Here is a 23,621-nt window from a genome sequence, read left to right on the forward strand (position 1 = left end):
GGTGGGCGCAGCGGCACCCAGCGCCGGGCAGGCGACCTCACCGCCGGTCACCCTCCCCGGCGCAGGGCACCCCCGGCGCCGGGCAGGCGACCACACCCCACGGTCACCCTCCCCGGCGCCGTACACCCTGTTCGTCTCGGGCCGTCCCCCGGGTCGTGCACCTCCCCAAATCCCGGCCCCGCCCCGAGCGGCGGCGTCCGGGTGCCCCTATGAACCTTGGGAGCAGGCCCACATGACCCAGCAGTCACTCGAGCCGGCGACGACCGCCGACGGCGCGGGCGCGGGAACCCGCGTCCCCGCCGGCCGTTCCTGGCTCGACCGGTACTTCCACATCACCCACAGAGGATCCACCGTCGCCCGTGAAGTGCGCGGCGGGGTCACCACCTTCATGGCGATGGCGTACATCCTCCTCCTGAACCCGCTGATCCTGTCCGGCCAGGACGCCGCCGGGAACACGCTCGGCCGCACCGCCCTGATCACGGCGACCGCCTTCGCCGCCGCCCTCACCACGCTCCTGATGGGCTTCCTCGGCAAGGTGCCGCTCGCCCTCGCCGCCGGCCTCTCCGTCTCGGGAGTGCTCGCCTCGCAGGTCGCGCCCGTGATGACCTGGCCGCAGGCCATGGGCATGTGCGTGATGTACGGCGTGGTCATCATGCTGCTCGTGGTCACCGGCCTCCGCGAGATGATCATGAACGCGATCCCGCTCGCGCTCAAGCACGCGATCACCATGGGCATCGGCCTGTTCGTCGCCCTGATCGGCTTCTACAAGGCCGGCTTCGTGCACCAGGGCGAGGCGACCCCGGTCGTCCTCGGTCCGGCGGGCGAACTGGCCGGCTGGCCGGTCCTGCTGTTCGCCGTCACCCTCCTCGCCGTCTTCATGCTCCAGGCGCGCGGCGTCCCCGGCGCCATCCTGATCGGCATCGTCGGCGGCACCGTACTCGCCGTCACGCTCAACGCGTTCGGGGTCGTCGACCCGGAGCAGTGGGCGAGCGACGCACCCGAACTGCACGGCGGCGCGGTCTCGATGCCCGACTTCTCGGTCTTCGGGGACGTCGAGTTCGGCGGCTGGGGCGAGGTCGGCGCGATGACGGTCGGCATGATCGTGTTCACGCTCGTCCTCGCCGGCTTCTTCGACGCGATGGCGACGATCATCGGCGTCGGCACCGAGGCGGAGCTCGCCGACGACAAGGGCCGGATGCCGGGCCTGTCCAAGGCGCTGTTCATCGACGGCGCCGGCGGCGCGATCGGCGGTGTCTCCGGCGCCTCCGGGCAGACGGTGTTCGTCGAGTCGGCGACCGGCGTCGGTGAGGGGGCCCGTACCGGCCTGTCCTCCGTCGTCACCGGGCTCCTCTTCGCCGCCTGCCTGTTCTTCACCCCGCTGACGGCGATCGTGCCGGGCGAGGTCGCCGCCGCCGCGCTGGTGGTGATCGGCGCGATGATGATGATGAACGCCCGTCATGTCGACTGGGCCGACCGCGCCACCGCGATCCCGGTGTTCCTGACGGTGGTGATCATGCCGTTCACGTACTCCATCACGGCGGGTGTCGCGGCCGGGGTCATCTCGTACGTCGCCGTCAAGGCCGCCCAGGGCAGGGCGCGGGAGACCGGGGCCTTCATGTGGGGTCTGACGCTGATCTTCGTCGTCCACTTCGCCCTCTCCCCGATCGAGAGCTGGCTGGGCGTGCGCTAGCCGCCGTTCGCGGGCACCTGTCACGCAACCGCAGTTGAGGAGAGCGAGAGATGCTGGACATCGCCGAGGAACTGGACCGGTGGGTCGGGCGGGGCCGTGACTTCGCGGTGGCCACCGTGGTGGCGGTCGGCGGCAGCGCGCCCCGCCGGCCCGGAGCCGCGCTCGCGGTGGACGCCGACGGCACGGCGATCGGCTCGGTCTCGGGCGGTTGCGTGGAGGGCGCGGTGTACGAGCTGTGCGAGCGGGCGCTGAGGGACGGCGACACCGTCCTGGAGCGCTTCGGCTACAGCGACGAGGACGCCTTCGCCGTGGGCCTGACCTGCGGTGGGGTCATCGACATCCTGGTCACACCGGTACGGGCGGCGGACCCCGCCCGCCCGGTGCTCGCGTCCGCGCTGGCCGCCGCCGCGCGCGGGGAGGCGGTGGCGGTGGCGCGGATCGTGAGCGGCCCGGCGGAGCTGCTGGGCCGCGCGCTGACGGTCCGCCCGGACGGCTCGTACGAGGGCGGCTTCGGCGACCGTCCGGAACTGGACCGTACGGTGGCCGCCGAGGCGGGCGCCCTCCTGGACGCCGGCCGCACCGACACCCTGGAGATCGGAGAGCGGGGCTCGCGTTGCGGAGCACCGCTCACGCTGCTGGTCGAGTCCTCCGTGCCCCCGCCCCGGATGATCGTCTTCGGCGCGATCGACTTCGCCGCGGCACTGGTCCGGGTGGGCAAGTTCCTCGGCCACCACGTCACGGTGTGCGACGCACGCCCCGTCTTCGCCACGGAGGCCCGCTTCCCCGAGGCCGACGAGGTCGTCGTCGAGTGGCCGCACGAGTACCTGGAGCGCACGTCCGTCGACGCGCGCACGGTGCTGTGCGTCCTGACCCACGACGCGAAGTTCGACGTACCGCTGCTGAAGCTGGCGCTGCGGCTGCCGGTGGCGTACGTCGGCGCCATGGGCTCCCGCCGCACCCACCTGGACCGCAACGCCCGCCTGCGCGACGTCGGCGTGACCGACCTCGAACTGGCCCGCCTCCGGTCACCGATCGGCCTGGACCTGGGCGCCCGCACACCCGAGGAGACCGCCCTGTCCATCGCCGCGGAGATCGTCGCAGACCGGCGCGGCGGCACCGGCGTGTCCCTCACCGGCGCCCACGCCCCGATCCACCACGACGGCGCGTCCGGACCGGCGGGCCGGATCGGGTCGGTGGCCTGAGCGCCCCGGAGCCGTCACGCCTGCCGCAGCAGCCGGTTCACCGCCCGCCCGAACACGCGGCGGCCCGCCCCTGCCAGTACCGCCTCGAAGGCGGAGGGCAGGAAGCGGACGCCGATGTCCTCCCGCCACACCACCCGCGCCCGGCCGCCCGGCCCCGGCCGCACCTCGATCTCCGCCCAGCCGGTGACGACCCGGCCGCGCTTCTCCAGGCGGCAGAACCCCGGGGAGCCGTCCCGCGGGGGCTGCCACACCGTGACGTCCATCGGGTCGTCGAAGGAGAGCGGGCCGATGCCCGTGCGGGCGACGATCCTCGTGCCCTCGCCGGTGGGCGGGGGAGTGGTCACCGTCATCCGGGTCAGCGGGACCGCCTCCCCGTGGCGGGGCCACGTCGTGAGTCGGCGCCAGGCCTCGTCGGGGGACAGGGGCGCCGTGCGCTGGAGCTGGAAGGTGGCCACGGGGGGATCCTAGGGAATCCGGCCCGCTCATCGGCGCGTCCGGGTATGGGTCACCCGCCCGGCCCAGTCCCCGGCTCCCGGTACACCTTGCCCGGCCCGGTCCCCGGCACCCGGTACACCTTGCCCGGCCCGGTCCCCGGCACCCGGTGCTACCGGTACACCTCGCCCGGCTCCGCCTTCCCCGGGGCGAGGAGCTGGGGGACCGTGACGAACACGTAGCCCCGCTCCTTCAGCTCGGCGATGATGCCGGGGACGGCCGGGACCGTGCCGTCGTAGAGGTCGTGGAGCAGGATGATGCCGTCGCGTGAGGCCTTGGCGAGGACGCGGCGGGTGATGAGGCCGGAGTCGGTGGTCGTGTAGTCCTTCGCGGTGACGCTCCACAGCACCTCCGACAGGCCCAGCTCGCGGCTGATGTCGTGCACCGTGTCGTCGGTGCGGCCCTGCGGCGGGCGCATCAGGGTGGGACGGCGGCCGGTGAGGCGTTCTATCTCCTCGTCGGTGCGCTCGAGTTCCTCGCGTATCTCGTCCGGTTCGAGGTCCGTCAGACGGCGGTGGGTCCAGGTGTGGTTGGCCACCTCGTGCCCCTCGTCGGCCATCCGCCGGACCAGCTCCGGGTACCGCTCGATGTGCCGCCTGCCCAGCAGGAAGAAGGTCGCCGGGACCTGTTCCTCCTCCAGGATGTCCAGCAGCCGGGCGGAGTGCTCGCTGGGTCCCGCGTCGAAGGTGAGCGCGATGCACTTGACCTCGCGGCAGTCGACGGTGCCGAAACGGGCCTGGACGTCGGTGGCGCGGACGGCGCTGGGAGCGGTTGTCTCCAGCCGCGTACAGCCGCTCAGCGCCGACGTCAGAGCCGCGGCGGCGATCACGGCCGCCATCGCCCGGAACGAGGTCCCCGGTCTTTTCGTCTTCCTGGTCGGAGAAGGCATGGCCGGACTGTACACATCGTCTATACACGGTATGTATAGTCCGTTTTGCGCGCCCTCACGCGGAGCGGTGAGGGAGTGTGAGAGTCGTCACCGGATCACTCGCGCCGACACGGCCGGCGGGAGCGGGGAGAGCCCCGTGCCGGAGTTCGCCCGCCGCATCGTCGAGCTCACCGGGTCCGGCTCCCGGATCCGCCCCGTGGGCGACCCCGCCCGGCGCCGGCCCGACACCCGGCCGGCCCGTGAGCGCCTGGACCGGCGGCCCGGGACCGGCTGGAGCGAAGGCCTCGGACTCACCGTCGGCCGGTTCTCGCGGTCCGTGGCCGCCCGAGCCGCCTCACCCGTCCCGGCCCGCGCGGTTGCCCACCACCCGACGGTGGTGCATACAGGTGCGTACTCGTACAGAACGGTTCGAGTTGTCTCCATGTGTTTGAGACGACTGCGGGTGCGGCACCCGCACCCCCGCAGTGCTCACTTCTCGCAGGGACGGAGCACCCCCCACATGCGCATCCCCGGTATCGACGCCCTGGAGTGCTTCGGCTCCGCCCCCGTCGACCTGCTCGCGATCGGGCCCTGCGCGGTGCGCGGGGGAAGGGCGTTCGGATGACGTCGTACGCCGTCGTGGTCCCCACCCTGCTGCGGGACACCCTCGCCGACTGTCTCGCCGCGCTGGCCGCGGCGCGCGGGCCGCGCCCCGGCGAGATCGTCCTCGTCGACGACCGGCCCGACCCCGATCCCGCGCCCGACGCGCTCGCCCACGCGCTGACCGTCCTCGGCGACCTGCGCGAACGCACCACCACCGTCGCCACCGGCGGCCGGGGGCCCGCCGCCGCACGCAACGCCGGGCTGCGCGCCGTCTCCGCGCCCTGGGTCGCCTTCCTCGACGACGACGTCCAGGTGGGGCCGCACTGGTGCGCGCAGCTCGTCCAGGACCTCGAGGAGGCCACCCCCGACACCGCCGGCGTCCAGGGCGTCATCACCGTGCCGCTGCCCGGCGAACGCCGCCCCACCGACTGGGAACGCGGCACCGCCGGACTCACCCGGGCCCGCTGGATCACCGCCGACATGGCCTACCGCACCGAGGCCCTCATGGAGGTCGGCGGCTTCGACGAACGCTTCCCCCGCGCCTTCCGCGAGGACGCCGACCTCGCGCTGCGCCTCCTCGACGCCGGCTGGCGCATCCGCAAGGGCCGCCGCACCACGCTGCACCCGGTGCGCTCCGCCTCCCGCTGGGCGTCGGTGGGGCAGCAGCGCGGCAACGCCGACGACGCCCTGATGCGGCGGCTGCACGGTCCCGGCTGGTGGGACAAGGCGGTCGCGCCGCGCGGCCGGATCCGCCGGCACGCCGCGATCACCGCCGCCGGTGCCGCCGCCTGCGCCCTTGCCGCCGCCGGGCACCGCCGGGCGGCCACCGCCTGCGCGCTCGGCTGGGCCGCCGGAACCGCCGAGTTCGCCCGCGCCCGCATCGTGCCGGGACCGCGCACCCGTGACGAGGTGACCACCATGCTGGCCACCAGCGTCGTCATCCCGCCCGCCGCGACCTGGCACCGGCTGGCCGGGGCCTGGCGCCACCGCAACGCCCCGGCCTGGCAGGAGGTGGCCCGATGAGCCCGGTGAAGGCGGTGCTGTTCGACCGCGACGGCACGCTGGTCCACGACGTCCCCTACAACGCCGACCCCGGCCTGGTACGGCCCGTCGACGGCGCCCGCGAGGCGCTCGACGCGCTGCGCGCACGCGGCATCCGCACCGGTGTCGTCACCAACCAGTCCGGCATCGCGCGCGGACTGCTCACCGAGGCCGACGCCCGCCGCGTCAACCGGCGCGTCGAGGAACTCCTCGGCCCCTTCGACGTCTGGGCCATGTGCCCGCACGGCCCCGACGACGGCTGCCACTGCCGCAAACCCCGGCCGGGCATGATCCTCTGGGCCGCCGGCCGCGTCTGCGCGCACCCGGCCGACTGCGTCGTCATCGGCGACATCGGCGCCGACGTGGAGGCCGCACACCGCGCCGGCGCCCACGCCCTCCTCGTCCCCACCCCGGAAACCCGCCCCGAGGAAACCTTCGCGGCCCCCCACGTGGTCCCGGACCTCAGGACAGCGGTACACCTGCTCCTGAACACCCCACCGTGGGACGGGCCCGCGGCCTCCCCACCGCCCACCGGCCCGGCCGGGGAAGCGCCGCCGGGGAGCGCGGGCCCGGACGATGCCCCGGCCGCCGCCGGGACGGACGCGGAAGGCCGCCCGGCCGGCCCCGCTTCCGGCGATCGAGGGGCCCCGGCCGGCTCGGCGTCCGTCGGCGTCCGCCGTCCGGCCGGTCCCGCCCGTGACGTGCCGGCGCCCCCGGCCGGCCCCGGCGTGGAGTGCGTGCCGCAGGGGAGGTCCGTGTGAAAGCCCTCGTCACCCGGCTCGACAGCTTCGGCGACGTGCTGCTCGCCGGGCCCGCCGTGCGGGCCGTCGCCGCCCGTGCCGACACCGTGACCCTGCTGTGCGGGCCGCACGGGGCGCCCGCCGCGCGGCTGTTGCCCGGAGTGGACGAGGTGCTCGTCTGGGACTCGCCGTGGACCGGGTTCCAGCCGCCCGAGGTCAGCCGGGAGGAGATCGACGGCATCGTCGACGCCGTCGACGCCGACAGCGCGCTGATCCTCACCTCCTTCCACCAGTCCCCGCTGCCCACCGCCCTGCTGCTGCGGCTGGCCGGCGTCCGCTTCATCGCCGCCGACAGCGAGGACCACCCCGGCTCCCTCCTCGACGTACGCCACCACCGCGCCCCCCACGCCCACGAGGCCGAGGCCGCGCTCGAACTCGCCGAGGCCGCCGGTTTCCCCCGGGTCGACGACGGACGGCTGCGGGTGCTCCCGCCGCCCGCGACCGGCGCGCTGACCGGCTCCGGGGAAGGGGAGTACGTCGTCGTCCACCCGGGCGCCAGCGTCCCCGCCCGCGCCTGGAGCCCCGACCGCTGCGCGCAGGCGGTGCGCGAACTCGCCGCCGCCGGACGCCGGGTGGTCGTCACCGGCGGCGCGGGGGAACGGGACCTGACCGCGTACGTCGCCGGCGGCCGGGCCGTCGACCTCGGCGGCCGTACCGGAGCCGCCGAACTCGCCGGAGTGCTCGCCGGGGCCGCCTGCGTGGTCACCGGCAACACCGGTCCCGCCCACCTCGCCGCCGCCGTCGACACCCCGGTGGTGTCCCTGTTCGCGCCGGTCGTCCCCGCCGGACGCTGGCGGCCGTACGGGGTGCCGTACGTGCTGCTCGGCGACCAGGACGCACCCTGCGCCGGGACCCGCGCCCGGAACTGCCCCGTACCCGGCCATCCCTGCCTGGACACCGTGACCGCGCTCGACGTCGTCGCGGCGGTCGACAAGCTCGTGGAGGTGACATGAGGATCCTGCTGTGGCATGTGCACGGGTCGTGGACCACGGCCTTCGTGCGGGGCCCGCACACCTACGTCGTCCCCGTCACCCCGGACCGCGGACCCGACGGACTCGGCCGCGCCCGCACCTTCGACTGGCCCGACTCGGTCGTCGAGGTGCCCCCGGAGCGCCTCCGTGAGGAGGACATCGACGTCGTCGTCCTGCAACGGCCGCACGAACTCGCCCTGGTGGACCAGTGGCTGGGCCGCCGCCCGCCGCTGGTCTACCTGGAGCACAACGCCCCGCACGGCGACGTGCCCGACACCCGCCACCCCGCCGCGGACATCCCCGGGGTCACCCTCGTCCACGTCACCCACTTCAACCGCCTGATGTGGGACGACCGGGGCACCCCCGCCACCGTCGTCGAACACGGCATCGTCGACCCCGGACCGCTGTGGACCGGCGAACTCCCGCACGCCGCCGTCGTCGTCAACGAGCCGGTGCGGCGCGGCCGTACCACCGGCACCGACCTGCTGCCGGCCTTCGCCGACGCCGCGCCCCTCGACGTGTTCGGCATGCGCACCGAGGGTCTGGCCGGCCACCTCGGCCTGCCCCCCGACCGCTGCCGCTCGTACGAACTGACCCAGGCGGAACTCCACGGGGCGCTGGCCCGCCGCCGGGTCTACGTCCACCCCGTGCGCTGGACCTCCCTCGGCCTGTCCCTGCTGGAGGCCATGCACCTCGGCATGCCCGTCGTCGCCCTCGCCACCACCGAGGTCGCCGAGGCCGTACCGCCCGGCGCCGGTGCGGTGTCCAACCGCGTCGACGTACTGACCGACGCCGTGCGGGACTTCGTCGCCGACCCGGCGCACGCCCGCCGCACCGGTGAGCGCGCCCGCGCGGCGGCACTGGCCCGCTACGGGCTGCCCCGCTTCCTGGACGACTGGGAGCGGCTGCTGAAGGAGGTGACCCGATGAGGATCACCCTGGTGTCCGCACACGCGAGCCCGCCCGGCGTCGACGCCGGCGCCGTCCTCGACGAGGACACCTCCGAACACCTCCTGTCCGGCCTGCGCCCCGGTGTCCGGGTCGAGGGCGGCGACCACGCCGCCACCGGCCTGCCCGAGGCGTCCCTCCCGGAGGAGCGGGGCGGCCGGGCGGTCCTCCCGCCGGGCCTGGACGGCCGCTCCTCCACCGGCCCGCTGACCCGTGCCGCGAAGGCCCCGCGATGAAGGGGACGCGCGCACGGACGCGCACCCAGCGGCCACGGGTCCTGGTCCTGCGGGCCCTGGGGCTCGGTGACCTGCTCGCCGGGGTTCCCGCGCTGCGGGCACTGCGGCGGGGGTTCCCCGAGCACGAACTCGTGCTGGCGGCGCCCGCCGGGCTCGCGCCGGCCGCCGGGGCCACGGGAGCGGTGGACCGGGTACTGCCCGCCGCCGCGCCCGGACGGGCCGTACCCCGCGCCCTCGACTGGACCGGCCCGCCCCCGGACGTCGCCGTGGACCTGCACGGCAACGGGCCGCCCAGCCACCGCCTGCTGCAGGACCTGCGCCCTCTGCGGCTGTTCGCGTTCGCGCACCCGGAGACCCCGGAGATCGAGGGCCCGCCCTGGTACGCGGACGAACACGAACGGGACCGCTGGTGCCGGCTGCTGCGCTCGTACGGCATCGACGCCGACCCCGCCGACCTGCTGCTGCCCCGCCCGCACGCCGCGTCCCCCGCCCCCGGCGCGGTCGTCCTGCACCCCGGCGCGGGAGCGCCCGCGCGCTGCTGGCCCGTGGAGCGGTACGCGGCCGTCGCGGAGGTCCTGCGCGAGCGCGGGCTGCGGGTGGTGGTCACCGGGGGAGCGGACGAGGACGACCTGGTGGCGCGGCTCACCAAGGAGGCCCGGCTGCCCGACACCGACGTCTTCGCCGGCGGCCTGCCCTTCGACCGGCTCTCCGCGCTCGTCGCCGGCGCCCGCGCCGTCGTCAGCGGCGACACCGGCATCGCCCACCTGGCGGTCGCCCACGCCACCCCGACGGTCACCCTCTTCGGCCCCGTCCCGCCCACCCGGTGGGGGCCGCCCGCACACCCCCGCCACCTCTCCCTGTGGCACGGCCCGAAGGGCGACCCCCACGGCCGGCACCCCGACCCGGCCCTCCTCCGCATCACCCCCACCGAGGTCCTGCACGCCCTCGACCGACTGCCCGGCGACCGACCCTCGACACGGGGGACCACACCATGACCGCCCCGTCCGCGGATCACGGACGTGCGCGGCCGGTCGGCGGTCCGCTTCCGGGAGGGGGGCGCGCGTCGACCGTCCCGTCCGCGGACCGCGGCCGGGTGCGGCCGGGGACCGTCCCCGGTGCGGGGCCGGCCGGCGGAAGGGAGCACGCACCATGACCGATCACCCGCGGCTCGGCGTCGTCATCGCCACCCGTGACCGCTGCGAGCGGCTCGCCGCCACCCTCCGGCAGCTGCGCTCCCTGCCCGAGCGGCCCGAGATCCTCGTCGTCGACAACGCCTCCACCGACGGCACCCGCGCCATGACCGCCCGGGACTTCCCCGAGGTGCGGGTGCTGGCGCTGCCCGTCAACCACGGCGCTCTCGCCCGCAACCACGGGGCCCGCGCCCTCGACACCCCGTACGTGGCGTTCAGCGACGACGACTCCTGGTGGGCGCCCGGCGCCCTCGGCCGGGCGGCCGAGCTGTTCGACGCCCACCCCCGGCTCGGCCTGATCGCCGCCCGCACCCTCGTCGGCCCGGCCGCCGACCCCGACCCGCTCAACGACGTCCTCGCCGGCTCCCCCCTCGGCCCGGCCCCCGATCTCCCCGGCACCCAGGTGCTCGGCTTCCTCGCCTGCGGTGCCGTCGTCCGCCGGCGCGCCCACCTCGACGCGGGCGGCTTCCACCGGCTGCTGTTCTTCGGCGGCGAGGAGACCCTGCTCGCCTACGACCTGGCCGCGCGCGGCTGGGGCGTCACCCACTGCCCCGACGTCGTCGCCCACCACCACCCGGCCCCCGCGGCCCGCCCCCGACGCCCGGCGCTCCAGCGCCGCAACGCGGTCCTGACCGCCTGGCTGCGCCGCCCCGTCCCGTACGCCCTCGCCCGCACCGGGGCCCTCGCGGCCGAGGCGCGCGGCGACGACCAGGCCCGGCACGCCCTGCGGGAGACCCTCACCCGCCTGCCGGCGGCCCTGCGCGAGCGCAGGCCGCTGCCCCCGCACGTGGAACGGGCCGCCCGCCTGCTGGAGCCGGAGAGGACGACCGCATGACCGACCCCCGTACGACCGTCGTCGTCATCACCCACAACCGGCGCACCGAACTGCTGCGCACCCTCGCCGAACTCGCCGCCCTCCCCGAGGAACCGCCGGTGACCGTCACCGACAACGGTTCCACCGACGGCACCGCGGAGGCCGTCGCCCGCCGTCACCCGGACGTCCGGCTGCTGCGCCCCGGCCGCAACCTCGGCGCCGTCGGCCGCAATCTCGCCGTACGGGACGTCCGTACGCCGTACGTGGCCTTCTGCGACGACGACTCCTGGTGGTCGCCCGGCTCCCTCGCCGGTGCCGCCGACCTGCTCGACCGGCACCCCGCGCTCGGTTCGGTCACGGCGCGGATCATCGTCGAACCGGACGGCACCGACGACCCGATCGTCCGCGAACTGCGTGAATCGCCCGTCCCGGGCCCGCGCTGGCTGCCCGGCCCGGCCCTCGGCTCCTTCCTGGCCGCCGCGACCGTCCTGCGCACCGACGCCTTCCGCACCGCGGGCGGCTTCAATCCGCGCCTCTGGCTCGGCGGCGAGGAGGAGCTGCTGGCCGCCGACCTGGCGGCCGACGGCTGGTGGCTCACCTACGCCGATCACCTGACGATCCACCACCGGGCGTCCGCCGCGCGGGACGCCACCCTGCGCCGGACGCACGGCATCCGCAACACCCTGTGGTTCACCTGGCTGCGCCGCCCGGCCCGCCCCGCCCTGCGCCGCACCCTGAACCTGGCCCGCACCGTCCCCCGCGACACCGCCTCCCTGCGCGCCTTCGCCGAGGCCGCCGCCGCCCTGCCCTGGGTCCTGCGCGAACGCCGGGTCCTGCCGTACGAGGTCGAGTCCCGCCTGCGCCTCCTGGAACCCACCCAACGCACCTCCACCGCCCGCCGCTACACCGGCTGAGCCGCATCCCGCACACCGGGGCTCGCGCCGCACCGGTGCCGAGAGGCGCCACGCCCACCGGGCGGCACGCGCATCGCCGGCGCCGGGCCGCACTGCGCGCACCGGGGCCCGCCCATCACCGAAGACGGGCGGGCCCCGGTGCGCGCGGGCTCAGTCCGTGCTCCCCGGGCGTTCGCCCTCGGGGCCGCGGCCGCGGTCCGTGCGGGGGCCGCGGCCGCGCAGGCCCTCGCCCTCCTGCAGTTCCTCGTTGGCGGCCGCGTTGGCGTCCTGGTCGGAGATTCCGGAGTCCTCGGCGTCCTTGCGGAGCCGGGCCCGGCGGGTGTCGTACTTCTTGCTTCCGGGTTCGGGCACGACCATCACCTCCTGCCGCGCCGGGTCCCCGCCGCCCCCGGAGGACAAACGCTCAGCCGCCGGACCACCGGCACAGCAGCCGGAACGCCGCGAAGAGCGCGGGCGGCCACACCGCCGCGAACGTCCAGATCGCCCACGGCGCCGAGGTGACGATGCCGGTCACCATCAGCGCGACGGACAGCGCGAGCAGGAACACCACGGTCAGGCCGCGCGGACGGCAGGACATGATCCGTGCCGGCAGGCGCGTCACGTCGGGTCCCCGGCGGACCCGGAGCGTGCGCAGCCGCCGGGCCAGACGACGGTCGCGGCTGAGCGCCCGCTCGATCCCGTCGAGAATGTGCTGTTCGTGATCAGGGAGCCGACCGATGGACACCGTCTCTCCTCCAGCGACCGCGAGGGCAAGGACGTCCGGGTGCCCGGGAGCCGTCCCGCCTAACCGGCGCCGGCGCGCGGCGCCAGCACCTCCACCAGCCGGTCCGCCCCGTCCGGCACCCGCCCCTCACGGAACGCGTCACGCATCTGCCGGGCGGCCACCCGGCCCGAGGTCAGACACCAGTCCCACCACCGCTCCAGCCGGCGCGCGTCCACCTGCTCGGCGGCGAGCAGCGCGGGCCAGCCGCAGGCCCTGGCCTGCGCGGTCACCTTGGCGCCGCCGGCCACCGGGTCCACCGCCAGCACCGGCGTGCCGACCCGCAGCGCCAGCACCAGCCCGTGCAGCCGGTCGGTGACGACGAGGTCGAGCCGGGCCAGCACCGACTGCACCTGCGCCGGCGTCGCGCTCAGATGCCAGTCACGGGTGTCCAGCCGGGTCTCCAGCTCCAGCCGGGCACAGTCCTTCCCGGCCAGCCAGCGCGTCACCTGCTCCGCGACCTGCCCGTGCCGCCGCTGCTCCCCGTACTCCCGCTGCCCGTGGGTGAGGACCACCCCGACCACGGGCCGCGCGGACACCGCCGGGGCACGGGCCGCCAGGTCCTCGGACGGTTCGCTGCCGGGGGCGTCCCGCGCCAGCACGCGGTGGAAGCCGGTCACGGCGGCGCCACCCGGGTCGATCACCGACGTCCCCACGGCGATCCGCACACAGTGTGCGAAGCGCCGGTGCAACTCCTCGACCTGCGGCCCGTGCAACGGCCCGCACACGAACACCAGGTGCGAGTAGTCGCCGGGCCGTACGTCGTCGAAGTGCAGCGCCTCCGGCCGGAAACCGGGGCTCCATACGACGTCGTACGCCATCCCGGCGCCCCGCAGCACCTCCTCCACGCGGCGCAGCGCCAGCACGTCCCCGGCGGTCGCCTCCCCGTCGCGGAAACTGAACCACCCGGTCAGCAGGACCCTTCGCGGTCCCGAACGCTCTCGTCCGTACACAGTGCGCACGAGTGCCCCGCTCCGGCGGGAGGCAATCAGCACCGCAGCCGGCGGCCATCGAGGACAGGATCCGACCGCGACGGCCGCTAGCGTGCGGGCATGACGACGACGAAGCAGACGCTCGGCACCCGGGCGCTGAACCGGGCCACCCTCGCACGGCAACTGCTGCTGCGCCGCTCACCGATGTCCGCCGAGGACGCGGTCGGACATCTCGTCGGTCTCCAGGCGCAGAACGTCAAGCCGCCCTACTACGCGCTCGCCGCCCGCCTCGACGGCTTCACGCCCGAGGCGCTGTCCCGGCAGATGGCCGGCCGCGCGGTCGCCCGCATCGTCACCGTGCGCTCGACCATCCACACCCACACCGCCCGCGACTGCCTCACCCTGCGGCCCCTGGTGCAGCCCGCCCGCGACCGCGAGCTGACCCAGTTCCGCAAGGGGCTCACGGGCGTCGACCTGGACCGGCTCGCCGCACTCGCCCGGGAACTCGTCGAGGCCGAACCGCGCACCATGAGACAGCTGCGCGAGGCCCTGCTGAAGGAGTGGCCCGACGCCGATCCGCAGTCCCTCTCCGTCGCCGCCCGCTGCAGGCTCCCCCTCGTGCAGATCACCCCGCGCGGACTGTGGGGCCGCAGCGGCCAGGTCACGCTCACCACCGCCGAGCACTGGCTGGGCAAACCCGCCGAGCCCGCGCCGGCCCCGGACGCCACCGTGCTGCGCTACCTCGCCGCCTTCGGGCCGGCCTCCGTGAAGGACATGCAGACCTGGGCCGGACTGACCCGGCTGCGCGAGGCCTTCGAACGCCTGCGCCCGGACCTCGTCACCTTCCACGACGAGGCCGGCGTCGAGCTCTTCGACCTCCCGGACGCGCCCCGTCCCGGCCCGGACACCCCCGCCCCGCCCCGCTTCCTGCCCGAGTTCGACAACCTGCTCCTCTCCCACGCCGACCGCACCCGCGTCGTACCGCCCGAGTACCGGGGCCGCCACTGGCAGGGCAACATCGCCCACCGCGCCCTCCTCGTCGACGGGTTCCTGGCGGGGCTGTGGCGGCTGGACGAACACGCCCTCGTCATCGAGCCGTTCGGCCGGCTCGACGGGCAACGGCGGGAGGAGGTCGTCGCGGAGGGGGAGCGGATGCTCCACGTGATGCACCCGGGGACGACGTACGACATCCGCTTCGGGGCCGTGCGGGGGTGAACGCGGGCATGGAGAGGGGGCGTTGCGGGCTGCTCGTGGAAGCTCGCAACGCCCCCTGGCTTGCCACCCGAGGGGTACTCAGGAATTCATGGGGGTGTCCGTCACCCGTTGACCTGTGCCGTCACGTCCGCGGAGAACGTGGTCAGCCGGGTGTAGACGCCCGGGTAGCCGGCCGCCGCGCAGCCGTCGCCCCAGGAGGTGATCCCCGCCAGCCGGCCGCCGATCAGCAGCGGTCCGCCGCTGTCGCCCTGGCAGGTGTCCACACCGCCGGAGGAGTAGCCGGCGCACACCATGTCGCTCTGCACGTACCGGCTGCCGTAGGAGCCGCGACAGCCGGTGTCGGAGACGGTCGGCACGGTCGCGGTGCGCAGCTGGTTGGAGGAGCTGCCGCCGGAGGAGGTGGTGCCCCAGCCGATGATGCGGGCGGTCGTGCCGGCCGCGTACACCGAGGTGTCGGAGGAGGACACGTAGGGCGCCGTGGTGTACGGCATCGACGTCGACAGGGTCAGCACGGCCACGTCGTCGCCCCGGGTGACGCTTCTGTAGCTCGGGTGGATCCATATCCTGCTGACTCTGGCGACCGTGCCGTTGGTGCCGTTGAGGTAGGTGCGTCCGCCGACCACACGCACGCTGTTCGTGGTCTCGCCGACCATGCAGTGCGCGGCCGTGACCACCTTGGTGGGCGAGACCAGGGTGCCGCCGCAGAACTGGTCCTGTGAGGCGTCGGTGATCTGCATCATGAACGGGTACGCGGACGTCGTGGTCGTCGTACCGCCGACGATCGGCTGCGGGGCGGCGACGGCGGAGGGGGCGGCGATCAGCGCCGTCGCGGCGGCAGCGGTGGCTGCGCAGACGGCGGCGGCCTTCTTGGCGCGGGTGAGCCCGGACATGGGTCTCCTCACGGGTTGCCGGTGGGGGGTCGCGCGGGGTGGGGGTCGAGCACGAGGGCCTCGGGACAGGCCCCCGTGTGCCCGGCGAGCGGCACGCCGTTACGCTAAGGGCCGGAGCGCGATCGCCCCAATGAGGGAACCCCCTAGGGGAGTTGGGGCAGGGAAAACCCTCGGTTGCCCCAGTGGTGATCCAGCGGCGACCCGGCGGCCCCCCGCGGTGCTACTTCGTGCGACGGCCCGCCGCCAGGCGGACGATGTCGACCCGTGAGCGGATGCCCAGCTTGCGGTAGACCCGGGTGAGGGTCGCCTCGACGGTCTTGACACTGATGAACAGGCGACCGGCGATCTCCCGGTTGGTGGCGCCCTCCATCACCAGCGCGGCGACCTGCCGTTCCATCGCGGCCAGCCCGTCCAGGGCACCCGGCGCGGCGGCGGGCACGGTCTCCGGCTCCGTGGGACCGGCGGCCACGGCCCGCTCCACCTGGCGCAGCCACGGCAGCGCGCGGCAGCGCCGGAACAGCCGGGCGGCCTCGTCGTACACCGCAGGCGCCGGACCCCGCCCGCGCAGCCGGGCCAGCGCGAAGGCGGCCCGCGCCTCCTCCAGGCCGTACCCCAGCCTGGCGAGCCGCTCCTGCGCCGACGCCAACTGTGTGTGCGCCGCCTGGTGTTCACCGCGTGCCGCGCGCACCAGCGCCTCGGCGCGGTCGAGCACCGCGAGGACACTCGCGCGGTTCAGGCGCAGCGCGTGCACACGGGTGACGTCGATGAGTTCCTGCGCCTCGCCGGGCTCACCGATCCGCACCAGCGCCTCGGCGAGGTCGCCCTGCCAACGGCCCCGCGCCGGGTCGCTGATGCCCATGCCGTGCTCCAGCTCCCGCACCCGGCGCAGCGAACGGACCGCGGCCTGCGCGTCCCCCGCCACCAACTGGGCGTAACCGAGGGCGGCCAGGGCGAGGGAGAGGTACAACTGGTCGCCGTCCACCTCGGCGTGGTCCGCCGCCTCGCGGGCCAGCGTCAGCGCCCGCTCCACGTCCCCGCCCGACGCCTCCGCGAGCGAGGCGAGCATGGCCGAGGCGCTCTCGCCGATCCCGGAGTCCCGGGCCAGCCGCAGGCTCTCGCGGGCCAGGTCCAGGGCCCGGCCGCAGTGCCCGAAACGCAGTTCGGTGTCGGCGAGCAGCCGCGAGAAGTGCACCTCGCTCTCCACCATGCCGCGCCGCCGCGCCTCCCGCAGCAGCGCCGTGATGGCCGTACGGGCCTCCGGCAGCTGGTCGCTCATCAGCAGCCAGCGGAACCTCGCCATCGCGGCGCCGTTGTGGTGGCAGGCGACGTCGGGGTCCTGGGGCTCCTGGAGCGCCCGCCGGATGGTCGCGGGGGCGTCGGGGTGACCCATCAGGGTCTCGGTGGACGACTGGAAGGCCAGCGCCATCAGCTCGGTGCGCCGGTCCCCGCCCCGCGCGGCCAGCTCCGCGGCGTGCGCGGCCTCCTGGCGGGACTTGGCGAAGTCGCCGTCCACCACCACCTCCCGCCAGGCGAGCTGGTAGTGGACCAGGGCCAGCAGCCGGGGGTCGTCGCCGGCGTCGGCCAGCACCTGCGGGAACACGGCGTCGACCTCGCCGAGCGCCTGCCCGGCCGCCTCGATGACCACCATCCAGGCCCGCACCCGCTCCGCCGGCACCGTCGCCCGGGTCAGCACCTCGCGCGCTATGTCCCGAGCCAGGTCGACCTCGCCGGCGGTGATCGCGTCCTCGGCGGCCTGGAGCCGCCGCTCGTCGGGGCCGGGATCACCGTCGGCCGGGGTGTGCCGGGCGGCGAGCAGCCCGAGCGAGGCCGCGACCGAGGGCGCCCCCCGGTCCCGGGCCAGCGCGGCGGCCTCGGCGAGCCGGGCCGCCACCTCAGGGTCGGGGCCGGTGGCGGCCAGCGCCAGGTGCCGGGCCCGCTCGATGGGGTCGGAGGCCGCCGTGGACAGCGCCGTGTGCACGGCCCGCCGCTCCCGCGCCGGGGCCTCCGCGTACAGGGCGGCCGAGATCAGCGGATGCGCGAACCGCAGCGCCGGCTCCTCGTGGTCCGTCGCCAGCAGCCCCAGCGCGGCGGCCTGCGCCGTTTCCGCCTCGGCGTTCTCCCGGCCGGCCGCGTGCAGCAGCGCCAGGGTGGGGCGGGCGCCCGCGCTGGCCACCAGCAGGGTGCGGCGCGCCTCGTCCGACAGCATCTCCAGGCGGCTCAGCACCAGGGCCCGCAGCGAGGTCGGCACCGGCAGCGGCTCGCCCGGTCTGGGCCGGGTGGGGCTCTCGGCGAGGGCGCGGCCCAGTTCGAGGGCGAACAGCGGGTTGCCGCCGCTGGTGCGGTGGATGTCCCGGGCCGTGGAGCGGGACAGGGCGGTGTAGCCCCGGTGGTCGAGGAGCGCGGACACCTGGGTCCGGGAGAACGGGCCCAGCCGCACCGCGAGCGTGTCCGGCGGGCAGGCGCGCAGATGACGGTCGTACTCCTCGCCGTCCGTGCGCACCGCGCACAGCATCCGCACCGGGCTGTCGCCGAGCCGCCGGGCGGCGAAGCCGAGGAGTTCGGCACTGGCGGAATCCAGCCACTGGAGGTCGTCGGCGACGATGAGGACCGGCCCCTCGGCGGCCAGCGCCCGCAGCATGGACAGCACCGCGAGACGCAGCGCGAGGCCGTCCCGCTGGAGGGTGGACTCGCCGCGCCCGGTGAGCGCCGACTCCAGGGCGGTGCGCTGGGCGGCGGGCAGCCGGGCGGACACCTTGTCGAGGACCAGACCGAACAGATCGGCCAGCGCCAGGAACGGAAGATGGGATTCGGACTCCGTGGCGGAGCAGCGCAACACCGTCCCCGTCGCACCGGTGTTTTCCGCCGCGAGTGCCCGCAGCACGGTCGACTTTCCTATTCCCGCGGGGCCGTGCAGCAGCACGCTGCCCCCACGGGCGAGCTGCTCCCGCGCCTCGGAGTACAGCTCCTCCCGGCCTATGACCAGGTCGGGGCGGCTCCTGGCAGGCTCCTTGAAGTCCCGTCGCACGGTCACCGCTCCCCTCCGTGTGGCGTGTCCTGGCCAATATTAGGCAACAGGCTCCTTAATTCCGGACGGACCGTGTAGTGAGGCAAATTACAGCGGACCGGGCTACGGTGAAATCCAAAGTTGTACCGCTGGTAATACCCACCTCGGGGAAACACCGCAAACCTACGGCAACCACCCCGCCCGGCGGGCCGCGACCACGGCCTGTCCCCGGGTCCGCACCCCCAGCTTCCGCATCGCCGACCGCAGGTACGCCTTGACGGTCTCGGCCGTCACCCCGAGCCGCTCCGCCGCGACGCCGTTGGTCGCCCCGGCCGCCACGCAGGCGAGCACGTCCACCTCCCGGGGCGCGAGCCGCACCGCCGGGGACGGCGCGGTGTCCGCGGTGAGCAGGGCGCACGCCTGAAGCAGCTCGGCCCGCAGCACGGGGTCCGCGATGCGCGGCGCCAGCGCCCGCAGCGCCGCGTGCGCCTCCCGCACCTGCTCCCGGGCCGCCCCGGACGCCGGGTCGGGCCGCCCCGCGCGAGGCCCGGCCGCCGCCATCAGCGCCGCCGCCTCCTCCCGCACCACCAGCGCCTGCTCCACGTCCCGCGCCGCCTGGACCGCCGCGCCGAGCGTGCGGTCACCGAGCGGGTGCGCCGCGCGCAGGGCGCCGTAGAGCACCGCCCGCACCCGGCGCCGTACGACCACGGGCACGGCGACGACGGCGCGCAGGCCCTCGGCGGCGACCGGGAGGTCGTACTCGTGGCTGATCTGCCGCGAGACGGAGTAGTCCGTCACCGCGCACGGCCGGGCGAGCGCCACCGCCCTGCCGCCCAGACCGTTGCCCGAGGTCACCGCGAGCGCGCTCAGCGCGGGCGTCGCGGTGCCGCTCAGCTCGCTGATGCGCACCTGCCGCCGGCCGGGCTCCACCAGTCCGCCGAAGGCGACCGGCAGCCCGGTCGCGCGCCGCAGCCGGGCCAGCGCCCCGCGGATCTCCACCGCGTCGCCCGCCCTCATCGGGTCAGCTGTCACCTGTTCGCCCCTTCACCACGGCCTCCGCGCGGCGCACACCCCCGTTCGGGGGTGGTGAGACACGCATCACGGATTACACGATGGGGAGGAGCCGCCCGGCAATGGTCCGGCACGGTCCGGCACGAGGAGGAGCAGATGACGACGGCGACGGAGGCGTTCCGCAGGGCCCGGGACTTCCTGCTGGAACACCGCGAGGACTACGCCACCGCCCACCGGGACTTCGTCTGGCCCCGGCCCGAGCGGTTCAACTGGGCGCTCGACTGGTTCGACGTGATCGCGGACGGCAACGACCGCACCGCCCTGCACCTCGTCGAGGAGGACGGCGACGAGACCCGGCTGTCCTTCGCCGCGCTCGCCCGCCGCTCCGACCAGGTCGCCAACTGGCTGCGGCAGCGGGGCGTGGCCGCCGAGGACCGGGTGCTGGTGATGCTCGGCAACCAGGCCGAGCTGTGGGAGACCGCCCTGGCCGCGATGAAGCTGCGCGCCGTGGTCATTCCGGCCACCCCGCTGCTCGGCCCCGCCGACCTGCGCGACCGCGTCGGGAGGGGCCGCGTCCGCCATGTGATCGCGCGCGCCGCCGACACCGCGAAGTTCGACGAGGTACCCGGCGACTACACCCGGATCGCGGTGGGGGAGGGCGCCGGCGGGAGCTGGCAGCCGTACACGGACGCCTACGGCGCCGCCGAGCACTTCGCGCCCGACGGGCCCACCCTCTCCGACGACCCCCTGATGCTGTACTTCACCTCCGGCACCACTGCCCGCCCCAAGCTGGTCGAGCACACCCACACCTCGTACCCGATCGGCCACCTGGCGACCATGTACTGGATCGGCCTGCGCCCCGGCGACGTGCACCTCAACATCTCCTCGCCCGGCTGGGCCAAGCACGCCTGGTCCAACCTGTTCGCCCCGTGGAACGCCGAGGCGACTGTCTTCCTGCACAACTACACCCGCTTCGACGCGTCCCGCCTGATGGCCGAGATGGACAAGGCCGGCGTCACCACGTTCTGCGCCCCGCCGACCGTGTGGCGCATGCTCATCCAGTCCGACCTGGGCCGGCTGCGCACCCCGCCCCGCGAGGTCGTCGCCGCCGGTGAGCCGCTCAACCCCGAGGTCATCGAGCAGGTCCGGCGCGCCTGGAACGTCACCGTCCGGGACGGCTTCGGCCAGACCGAGACCGCCGTCCAGGTCTCCAACAGCCCCGGCCAGGTCCTCAGGGCCGGCTCCATGGGCCGCCCCAGCCCCGGCTACCGCGTCGAACTCCTCGACCCGGTCTCCGGCGCGCCCGGCGCCGCCGAGGGCGAGATCGCGCTCGACCTCTCCGACCGCCCGGTGGGCCTGATGACCGGATACCACGGCGACCCGGACCGTACGGCCGAGGCGATGGCCGGCGGCTACTACCGGACGGGCGACATCGGCTCCCGTGACGAGGACGGATACATCACCTACGTCGGTCGCGCGGACGACGTCTTCAAGGCGAGCGACTACAAGATCAGCCCCTTCGAGCTGGAGAGCGCCCTGCTGGAGCACGAGGCGGTCGCCGAGGCGGCCGTCGTGCCCGCCCCGGACGAGCTGCGGCTGGCCGTGCCCAAGGCGTACATCGTGCTGGCAGAGGGCTGGGAGCCCGGCCCGGACACCGCCAAGGTGCTCTTCGAGCACTCCCGCGAGGCGCTCGCCCCGTACAAGCGGATCCGCCGCCTGGAGTTCGGCGAGCTGCCCAAGACGGTCTCCGGCAAGATCCGCCGCATCGAACTGCGCGAGGCCACGGCCGCCGGCTCCACCGACGAGTACCGCGAGGAGGACTTCCGGTGACCGAGCTCTCCTACGCGCACGGGACCAGTACGACCCCCCTGCTCGGCGACACCATCGGCGCCAACCTCGGCCGGGCGGTCGCCGCGTGGCCGGACCGCGAGGCCCTGGTCGACGTGGAGTCCGGACGGCGCTGGACCTACGCCGAGTTCGGCGCCGCCGTCGACGAGGTCGCGCGCGGACTGCTGGCGAAGGGCGTCGGGACGGGCGACCGGGTCGGCATCTGGGCGGTCAACTGTCCCGAGTGGGTCCTGGTGCAGTACGCCACCGCCCGCATCGGCGTCATCATGGTGAACATCAACCCGGCCTACCGGGCGCACGAGTTGGAGTACGTGCTCAAGCAGTCCGGGATCTCGCTGCTGGTCTCCTCGCTCGCCCACAAGGGCAGCGACTACCGGGCGCTGGTGGACCAGGTGCGCTTGTCGTGCCCGGACCTGCGGGAGACCGTCTACATCGGCGACCCGTCCTGGGACGCGCTGACCGAGGGCGCGTCCGCCGTACCGCCGGAGCGGCTCGACGAGATCGCCGCCGGGCTGAGCTGCGACGACCCGGTCAACATCCAGTACACCTCGGGCACGACGGGCTTCCCGAAGGGCGCCACGCTCTCCCATCACAACATCCTCAACAACGGCTACTGGGTGGGCCGTACCGTCGGCTACACCGAGCAGGACCGCGTCTGCCTGCCGGTGCCGTTCTACCACTGCTTCGGCATGGTCATGGGGAACCTGGGAGCCACCTCCCACGGTGCCTGCATCGTCGTCCCGGCCCCCTCCTTCGAGCCGAAGGCCACCCTGGAGGCCGTCCAGCGGGAGCGCTGCACCTCGCTCTACGGCGTCCCCACCATGTTCATCGCCGAACTGAACCTGCCCGACTTCGCGTCGTACGACCTCACCTCGTTGCGCACCGGCATCATGGCGGGCTCGCCGTGCCCGGTGGAGGTGATGAAACGGGTGGTCGCCGAGATGCACATGGAGGAGGTCTCCATCTGCTACGGCATGACCGAGACGTCTCCCGTGTCGCTCCAGACCCGTATGGACGACGACCTGGAACACCGCACCGGCACCGTCGGCCGGGTGCTGCCGCACATCGAGGTCAAGGTCGTCGACCCGGCCACCGGAGTGACCCGACCGCGTGGTACGGCAGGGGAGTTGTGCACCCGCGGCTACAGCGTGATGCTCGGCTACTGGAACGAGCCCGGGAAGACCGCCGAGGCCGTCGACGCGGGCCGCTGGATGCACACCGGGGACCTCGCGGTGATGCGTGAGGACGGCTACGTGGAGATCGTCGGCCGCATCAAGGACATGATCATCCGGGGCGGGGAGAACGTCTACCCGCGCGAGGTCGAGGAGTTCCTCCACGCGCACCCGAGGATCGCGGACGTCCAGGTCGTCGGGATCGCGCACGAGCGGTACGGCGAGGAGGTGCTCGCCTGTGTCGTCCCGCGCGATCCGGCCGACCCGCTCACCCTGGAGGAACTGCGCGCCTTCTGCGCGGACCGCCTCGCCCACTACAAGATCCCGAGCCGGCTCCAGCTCCTCGACACCTTCCCGATGACGGTGTCGGGGAAGGTGCGCAAGGTGGAACTGCGGGAGCGGTACGCGGCGGGTTGACGCGCCGTCAGTCGACCTTCCGCCGGAAGACCTGCCGTGAGCCGCCCTCCGGACCCGGAGCGGCGGCCTCGGCGGGGGTGAAGCCGAGCCGCTCGTAGAAGACACGGGCGCCGCCGGCGACGGCACCGGGGTGGTCGGCCCCGAAGGTGACCACCTCGATGTCACCCGGCCCGCGCACCCACCGGCGCGTCGCCTCCGCCATCAGAGCGCCGCCGACGCCCTTCCCCCGGGCCCGGTGCGAGACGACGAGCCAGTGCACGTGATACGTCGGCGCCTCGCCCCCGAACAGCAGCCCGCCGAGGAGGTCCGGTCCCGAGGACTCGGCGACGAGCGCCAGGGAGCCGGCGATGTGCTCCCGCACCGCGTCGTGGAAGCCCGGCTCCTCGACCATCGGGCCGAACCACTGCTCGACCTGGGCCGCCAGACCGAGGAAACCGGGGAGGTCCTGCTCGCGCGCCGGTCTGATCGTCGTCCGGGCGGTCCGGCACTCGTGCCGCGGGTGCGGGGGAACGTCCCTGCGCATGCACACGCGCGGCCACCGGTCGAGTCCGTGCCCGGCCTCCTCGGCGCGGATCCGCCGCAGGCCCGGTGTGAGTTCGGGCTC

At 74.8% G+C, this 23,621-nt stretch carries 22 protein-coding genes; 13 read left to right on the plus strand and 9 right to left on the minus strand.

Translation table 11 applies throughout. From position 1 onward, the window contains the following. Positions 1 to 232: 232 nt before the first annotated feature. Together ACFV5H_RS15885 and ACFV5H_RS15890 are read left to right on the plus strand one after the other, a co-directional pair. Positions 233 to 1,690: an NCS2 family permease gene (locus ACFV5H_RS15885; RefSeq protein ID WP_385195210.1), complete on the plus strand. Its 1,458-nt coding sequence runs from the start codon at positions 233 to 235 to the stop codon at positions 1,688 to 1,690. A gap of 50 nt (positions 1,691 to 1,740) precedes the next feature. Next, positions 1,741 to 2,892: an XdhC family protein gene (locus ACFV5H_RS15890; RefSeq protein ID WP_385195212.1), complete on the plus strand. Its 1,152-nt coding sequence runs from the start codon at positions 1,741 to 1,743 to the stop codon at positions 2,890 to 2,892. 14 nt (positions 2,893 to 2,906) lie between these two features. On the opposite strand, the gene ACFV5H_RS15895 is transcribed toward ACFV5H_RS15890, so the two are convergent. Together ACFV5H_RS15895 and ACFV5H_RS15900 are read right to left on the minus strand one after the other, a co-directional pair. Further along, on the minus strand, positions 2,907 to 3,347 hold the full coding sequence (locus ACFV5H_RS15895) for an SRPBCC family protein (RefSeq protein WP_385195214.1): 441 nt from the start codon (positions 3,345 to 3,347) through the stop codon (positions 2,907 to 2,909). 149 nt (positions 3,348 to 3,496) lie between these two features. Further along, entirely contained in the window at positions 3,497 to 4,273 is a 777-nt protein-coding gene (locus ACFV5H_RS15900; RefSeq protein ID WP_385195216.1) for a polysaccharide deacetylase family protein, read from the minus strand. Positions 4,274 to 4,873: 600 nt separating this feature from the next. Here ACFV5H_RS15900 and ACFV5H_RS15905 point away from each other — a divergent pair. The 8 genes from ACFV5H_RS15905 to ACFV5H_RS15940 all read left to right on the plus strand — a co-directional run bounded on the left by ACFV5H_RS15905 (position 4,874) and on the right by ACFV5H_RS15940 (position 11,768). Next, positions 4,874 to 5,878 (plus strand): glycosyltransferase family 2 protein, encoded by a 1,005-nt coding sequence (locus ACFV5H_RS15905; protein ID WP_385195218.1) that lies wholly within the window; start codon positions 4,874 to 4,876, stop codon positions 5,876 to 5,878. Continuing rightward, a complete protein-coding gene (locus tag ACFV5H_RS15910) occupies positions 5,875 to 6,657 on the plus strand; it encodes an HAD-IIIA family hydrolase (RefSeq protein WP_385195221.1) in 783 nt (260 codons plus the stop codon). Before ACFV5H_RS15905 ends, ACFV5H_RS15910 begins: the two co-directional genes overlap by 4 nt. Beyond that, entirely contained in the window at positions 6,654 to 7,649 is a 996-nt protein-coding gene (locus ACFV5H_RS15915) for a glycosyltransferase family 9 protein (RefSeq protein WP_385050721.1), read from the plus strand. The genes ACFV5H_RS15910 and ACFV5H_RS15915 overlap by 4 nt, the downstream gene beginning before the upstream one ends. Next, positions 7,646 to 8,596: a glycosyltransferase gene (locus ACFV5H_RS15920; protein WP_385050723.1), complete on the plus strand. Its 951-nt coding sequence runs from the start codon at positions 7,646 to 7,648 to the stop codon at positions 8,594 to 8,596. The genes ACFV5H_RS15915 and ACFV5H_RS15920 overlap by 4 nt, the downstream gene beginning before the upstream one ends. Beyond that, positions 8,593 to 8,850 carry a hypothetical protein gene (locus ACFV5H_RS15925; protein WP_385195224.1) on the plus strand — a complete coding sequence of 86 codons (258 nt, stop codon included), beginning with the start codon at positions 8,593 to 8,595 and terminating at the stop codon, positions 8,848 to 8,850. The genes ACFV5H_RS15920 and ACFV5H_RS15925 overlap by 4 nt, the downstream gene beginning before the upstream one ends. After that, a complete protein-coding gene (locus ACFV5H_RS15930; protein WP_385195226.1) occupies positions 8,847 to 9,845 on the plus strand; it encodes a glycosyltransferase family 9 protein in 999 nt (332 codons plus the stop codon). Before ACFV5H_RS15925 ends, ACFV5H_RS15930 begins: the two co-directional genes overlap by 4 nt. Positions 9,846 to 9,999: 154 nt before the next feature. Further along, the gene (locus tag ACFV5H_RS15935; RefSeq protein WP_385050729.1) at positions 10,000 to 10,875 is read left to right on the plus strand and encodes a glycosyltransferase family 2 protein; all 876 of its coding nucleotides are present in this window, start codon (positions 10,000 to 10,002) and stop codon (positions 10,873 to 10,875) included. Continuing rightward, the gene (locus ACFV5H_RS15940) at positions 10,872 to 11,768 is read left to right on the plus strand and encodes a glycosyltransferase family 2 protein (protein WP_385050731.1); all 897 of its coding nucleotides are present in this window, start codon (positions 10,872 to 10,874) and stop codon (positions 11,766 to 11,768) included. The genes ACFV5H_RS15935 and ACFV5H_RS15940 overlap by 4 nt, the downstream gene beginning before the upstream one ends. Before the next feature lie 150 nt (positions 11,769 to 11,918). On the opposite strand, the gene ACFV5H_RS15945 is transcribed toward ACFV5H_RS15940, so the two are convergent. The 3 genes from ACFV5H_RS15945 to ACFV5H_RS15955 are packed head-to-tail and all read right to left on the minus strand — an operon-like array spanning position 11,919 to position 13,481. Beyond that, positions 11,919 to 12,119, minus strand: a complete 201-nt coding sequence (locus ACFV5H_RS15945; RefSeq protein ID WP_385057775.1) for a hypothetical protein — start codon at positions 12,117 to 12,119, stop codon at positions 11,919 to 11,921. Positions 12,120 to 12,171: 52 nt separating this feature from the next. Next, positions 12,172 to 12,492 (minus strand): DUF3040 domain-containing protein, encoded by a 321-nt coding sequence (locus ACFV5H_RS15950; RefSeq protein ID WP_385195229.1) that lies wholly within the window; start codon positions 12,490 to 12,492, stop codon positions 12,172 to 12,174. 59 nt (positions 12,493 to 12,551) lie between these two features. Then, positions 12,552 to 13,481: a polysaccharide pyruvyl transferase family protein gene (locus ACFV5H_RS15955; RefSeq protein ID WP_385195380.1), complete on the minus strand. Its 930-nt coding sequence runs from the start codon at positions 13,479 to 13,481 to the stop codon at positions 12,552 to 12,554. 99 nt (positions 13,482 to 13,580) lie between these two features. On the opposite strand from ACFV5H_RS15955, the gene ACFV5H_RS15960 reads away from it, so the two are divergent. Next, complete coding sequence (locus tag ACFV5H_RS15960; protein ID WP_385195232.1) at positions 13,581 to 14,675, plus strand: winged helix DNA-binding domain-containing protein; 1,095 nt, start codon at positions 13,581 to 13,583, stop codon at positions 14,673 to 14,675. A 101-nt stretch (positions 14,676 to 14,776) separates the two neighbouring features. Here ACFV5H_RS15960 and ACFV5H_RS15965 read toward each other — a convergent pair whose 3' ends face one another. From ACFV5H_RS15965 to ACFV5H_RS15975, 3 genes are all read right to left on the minus strand, one after another. After that, positions 14,777 to 15,565 carry a S1 family peptidase gene (locus ACFV5H_RS15965; protein ID WP_385195234.1) on the minus strand — a complete coding sequence of 263 codons (789 nt, stop codon included), beginning with the start codon at positions 15,563 to 15,565 and terminating at the stop codon, positions 14,777 to 14,779. A gap of 220 nt (positions 15,566 to 15,785) precedes the next feature. After that, entirely contained in the window at positions 15,786 to 18,596 is a 2,811-nt protein-coding gene (locus ACFV5H_RS15970) for an AAA family ATPase (protein ID WP_385057783.1), read from the minus strand. A gap of 156 nt (positions 18,597 to 18,752) precedes the next feature. Beyond that, positions 18,753 to 19,586, minus strand: coding sequence for a response regulator transcription factor (locus tag ACFV5H_RS15975; protein ID WP_385195383.1), 834 nt, complete (start codon positions 19,584 to 19,586; stop codon positions 18,753 to 18,755). 150 nt (positions 19,587 to 19,736) lie between these two features. On the opposite strand from ACFV5H_RS15975, the gene ACFV5H_RS15980 reads away from it, so the two are divergent. Together ACFV5H_RS15980 and ACFV5H_RS15985 are read left to right on the plus strand one after the other, a co-directional pair. Further along, a complete protein-coding gene (locus ACFV5H_RS15980) occupies positions 19,737 to 21,410 on the plus strand; it encodes an AMP-binding protein (RefSeq protein ID WP_385195237.1) in 1,674 nt (557 codons plus the stop codon). Then, positions 21,407 to 23,017 carry an AMP-binding protein gene (locus ACFV5H_RS15985; protein WP_385195239.1) on the plus strand — a complete coding sequence of 537 codons (1,611 nt, stop codon included), beginning with the start codon at positions 21,407 to 21,409 and terminating at the stop codon, positions 23,015 to 23,017. The genes ACFV5H_RS15980 and ACFV5H_RS15985 overlap by 4 nt, the downstream gene beginning before the upstream one ends. Before the next feature lie 7 nt (positions 23,018 to 23,024). On the opposite strand, the gene ACFV5H_RS15990 is transcribed toward ACFV5H_RS15985, so the two are convergent. Further along, the gene (locus tag ACFV5H_RS15990) at positions 23,025 to 23,540 is read right to left on the minus strand and encodes a GNAT family N-acetyltransferase (protein ID WP_385057810.1); all 516 of its coding nucleotides are present in this window, start codon (positions 23,538 to 23,540) and stop codon (positions 23,025 to 23,027) included. Positions 23,541 to 23,621: the final 81 nt, after the last annotated feature.

The sequence above is a fragment of the Streptomyces sp. NPDC059787 genome, assembly GCF_042732315.1.
In the GTDB taxonomy this organism is placed as follows: Bacteria; Actinomycetota; Actinomycetes; order Streptomycetales; family Streptomycetaceae; genus Streptomyces; species Streptomyces atrovirens.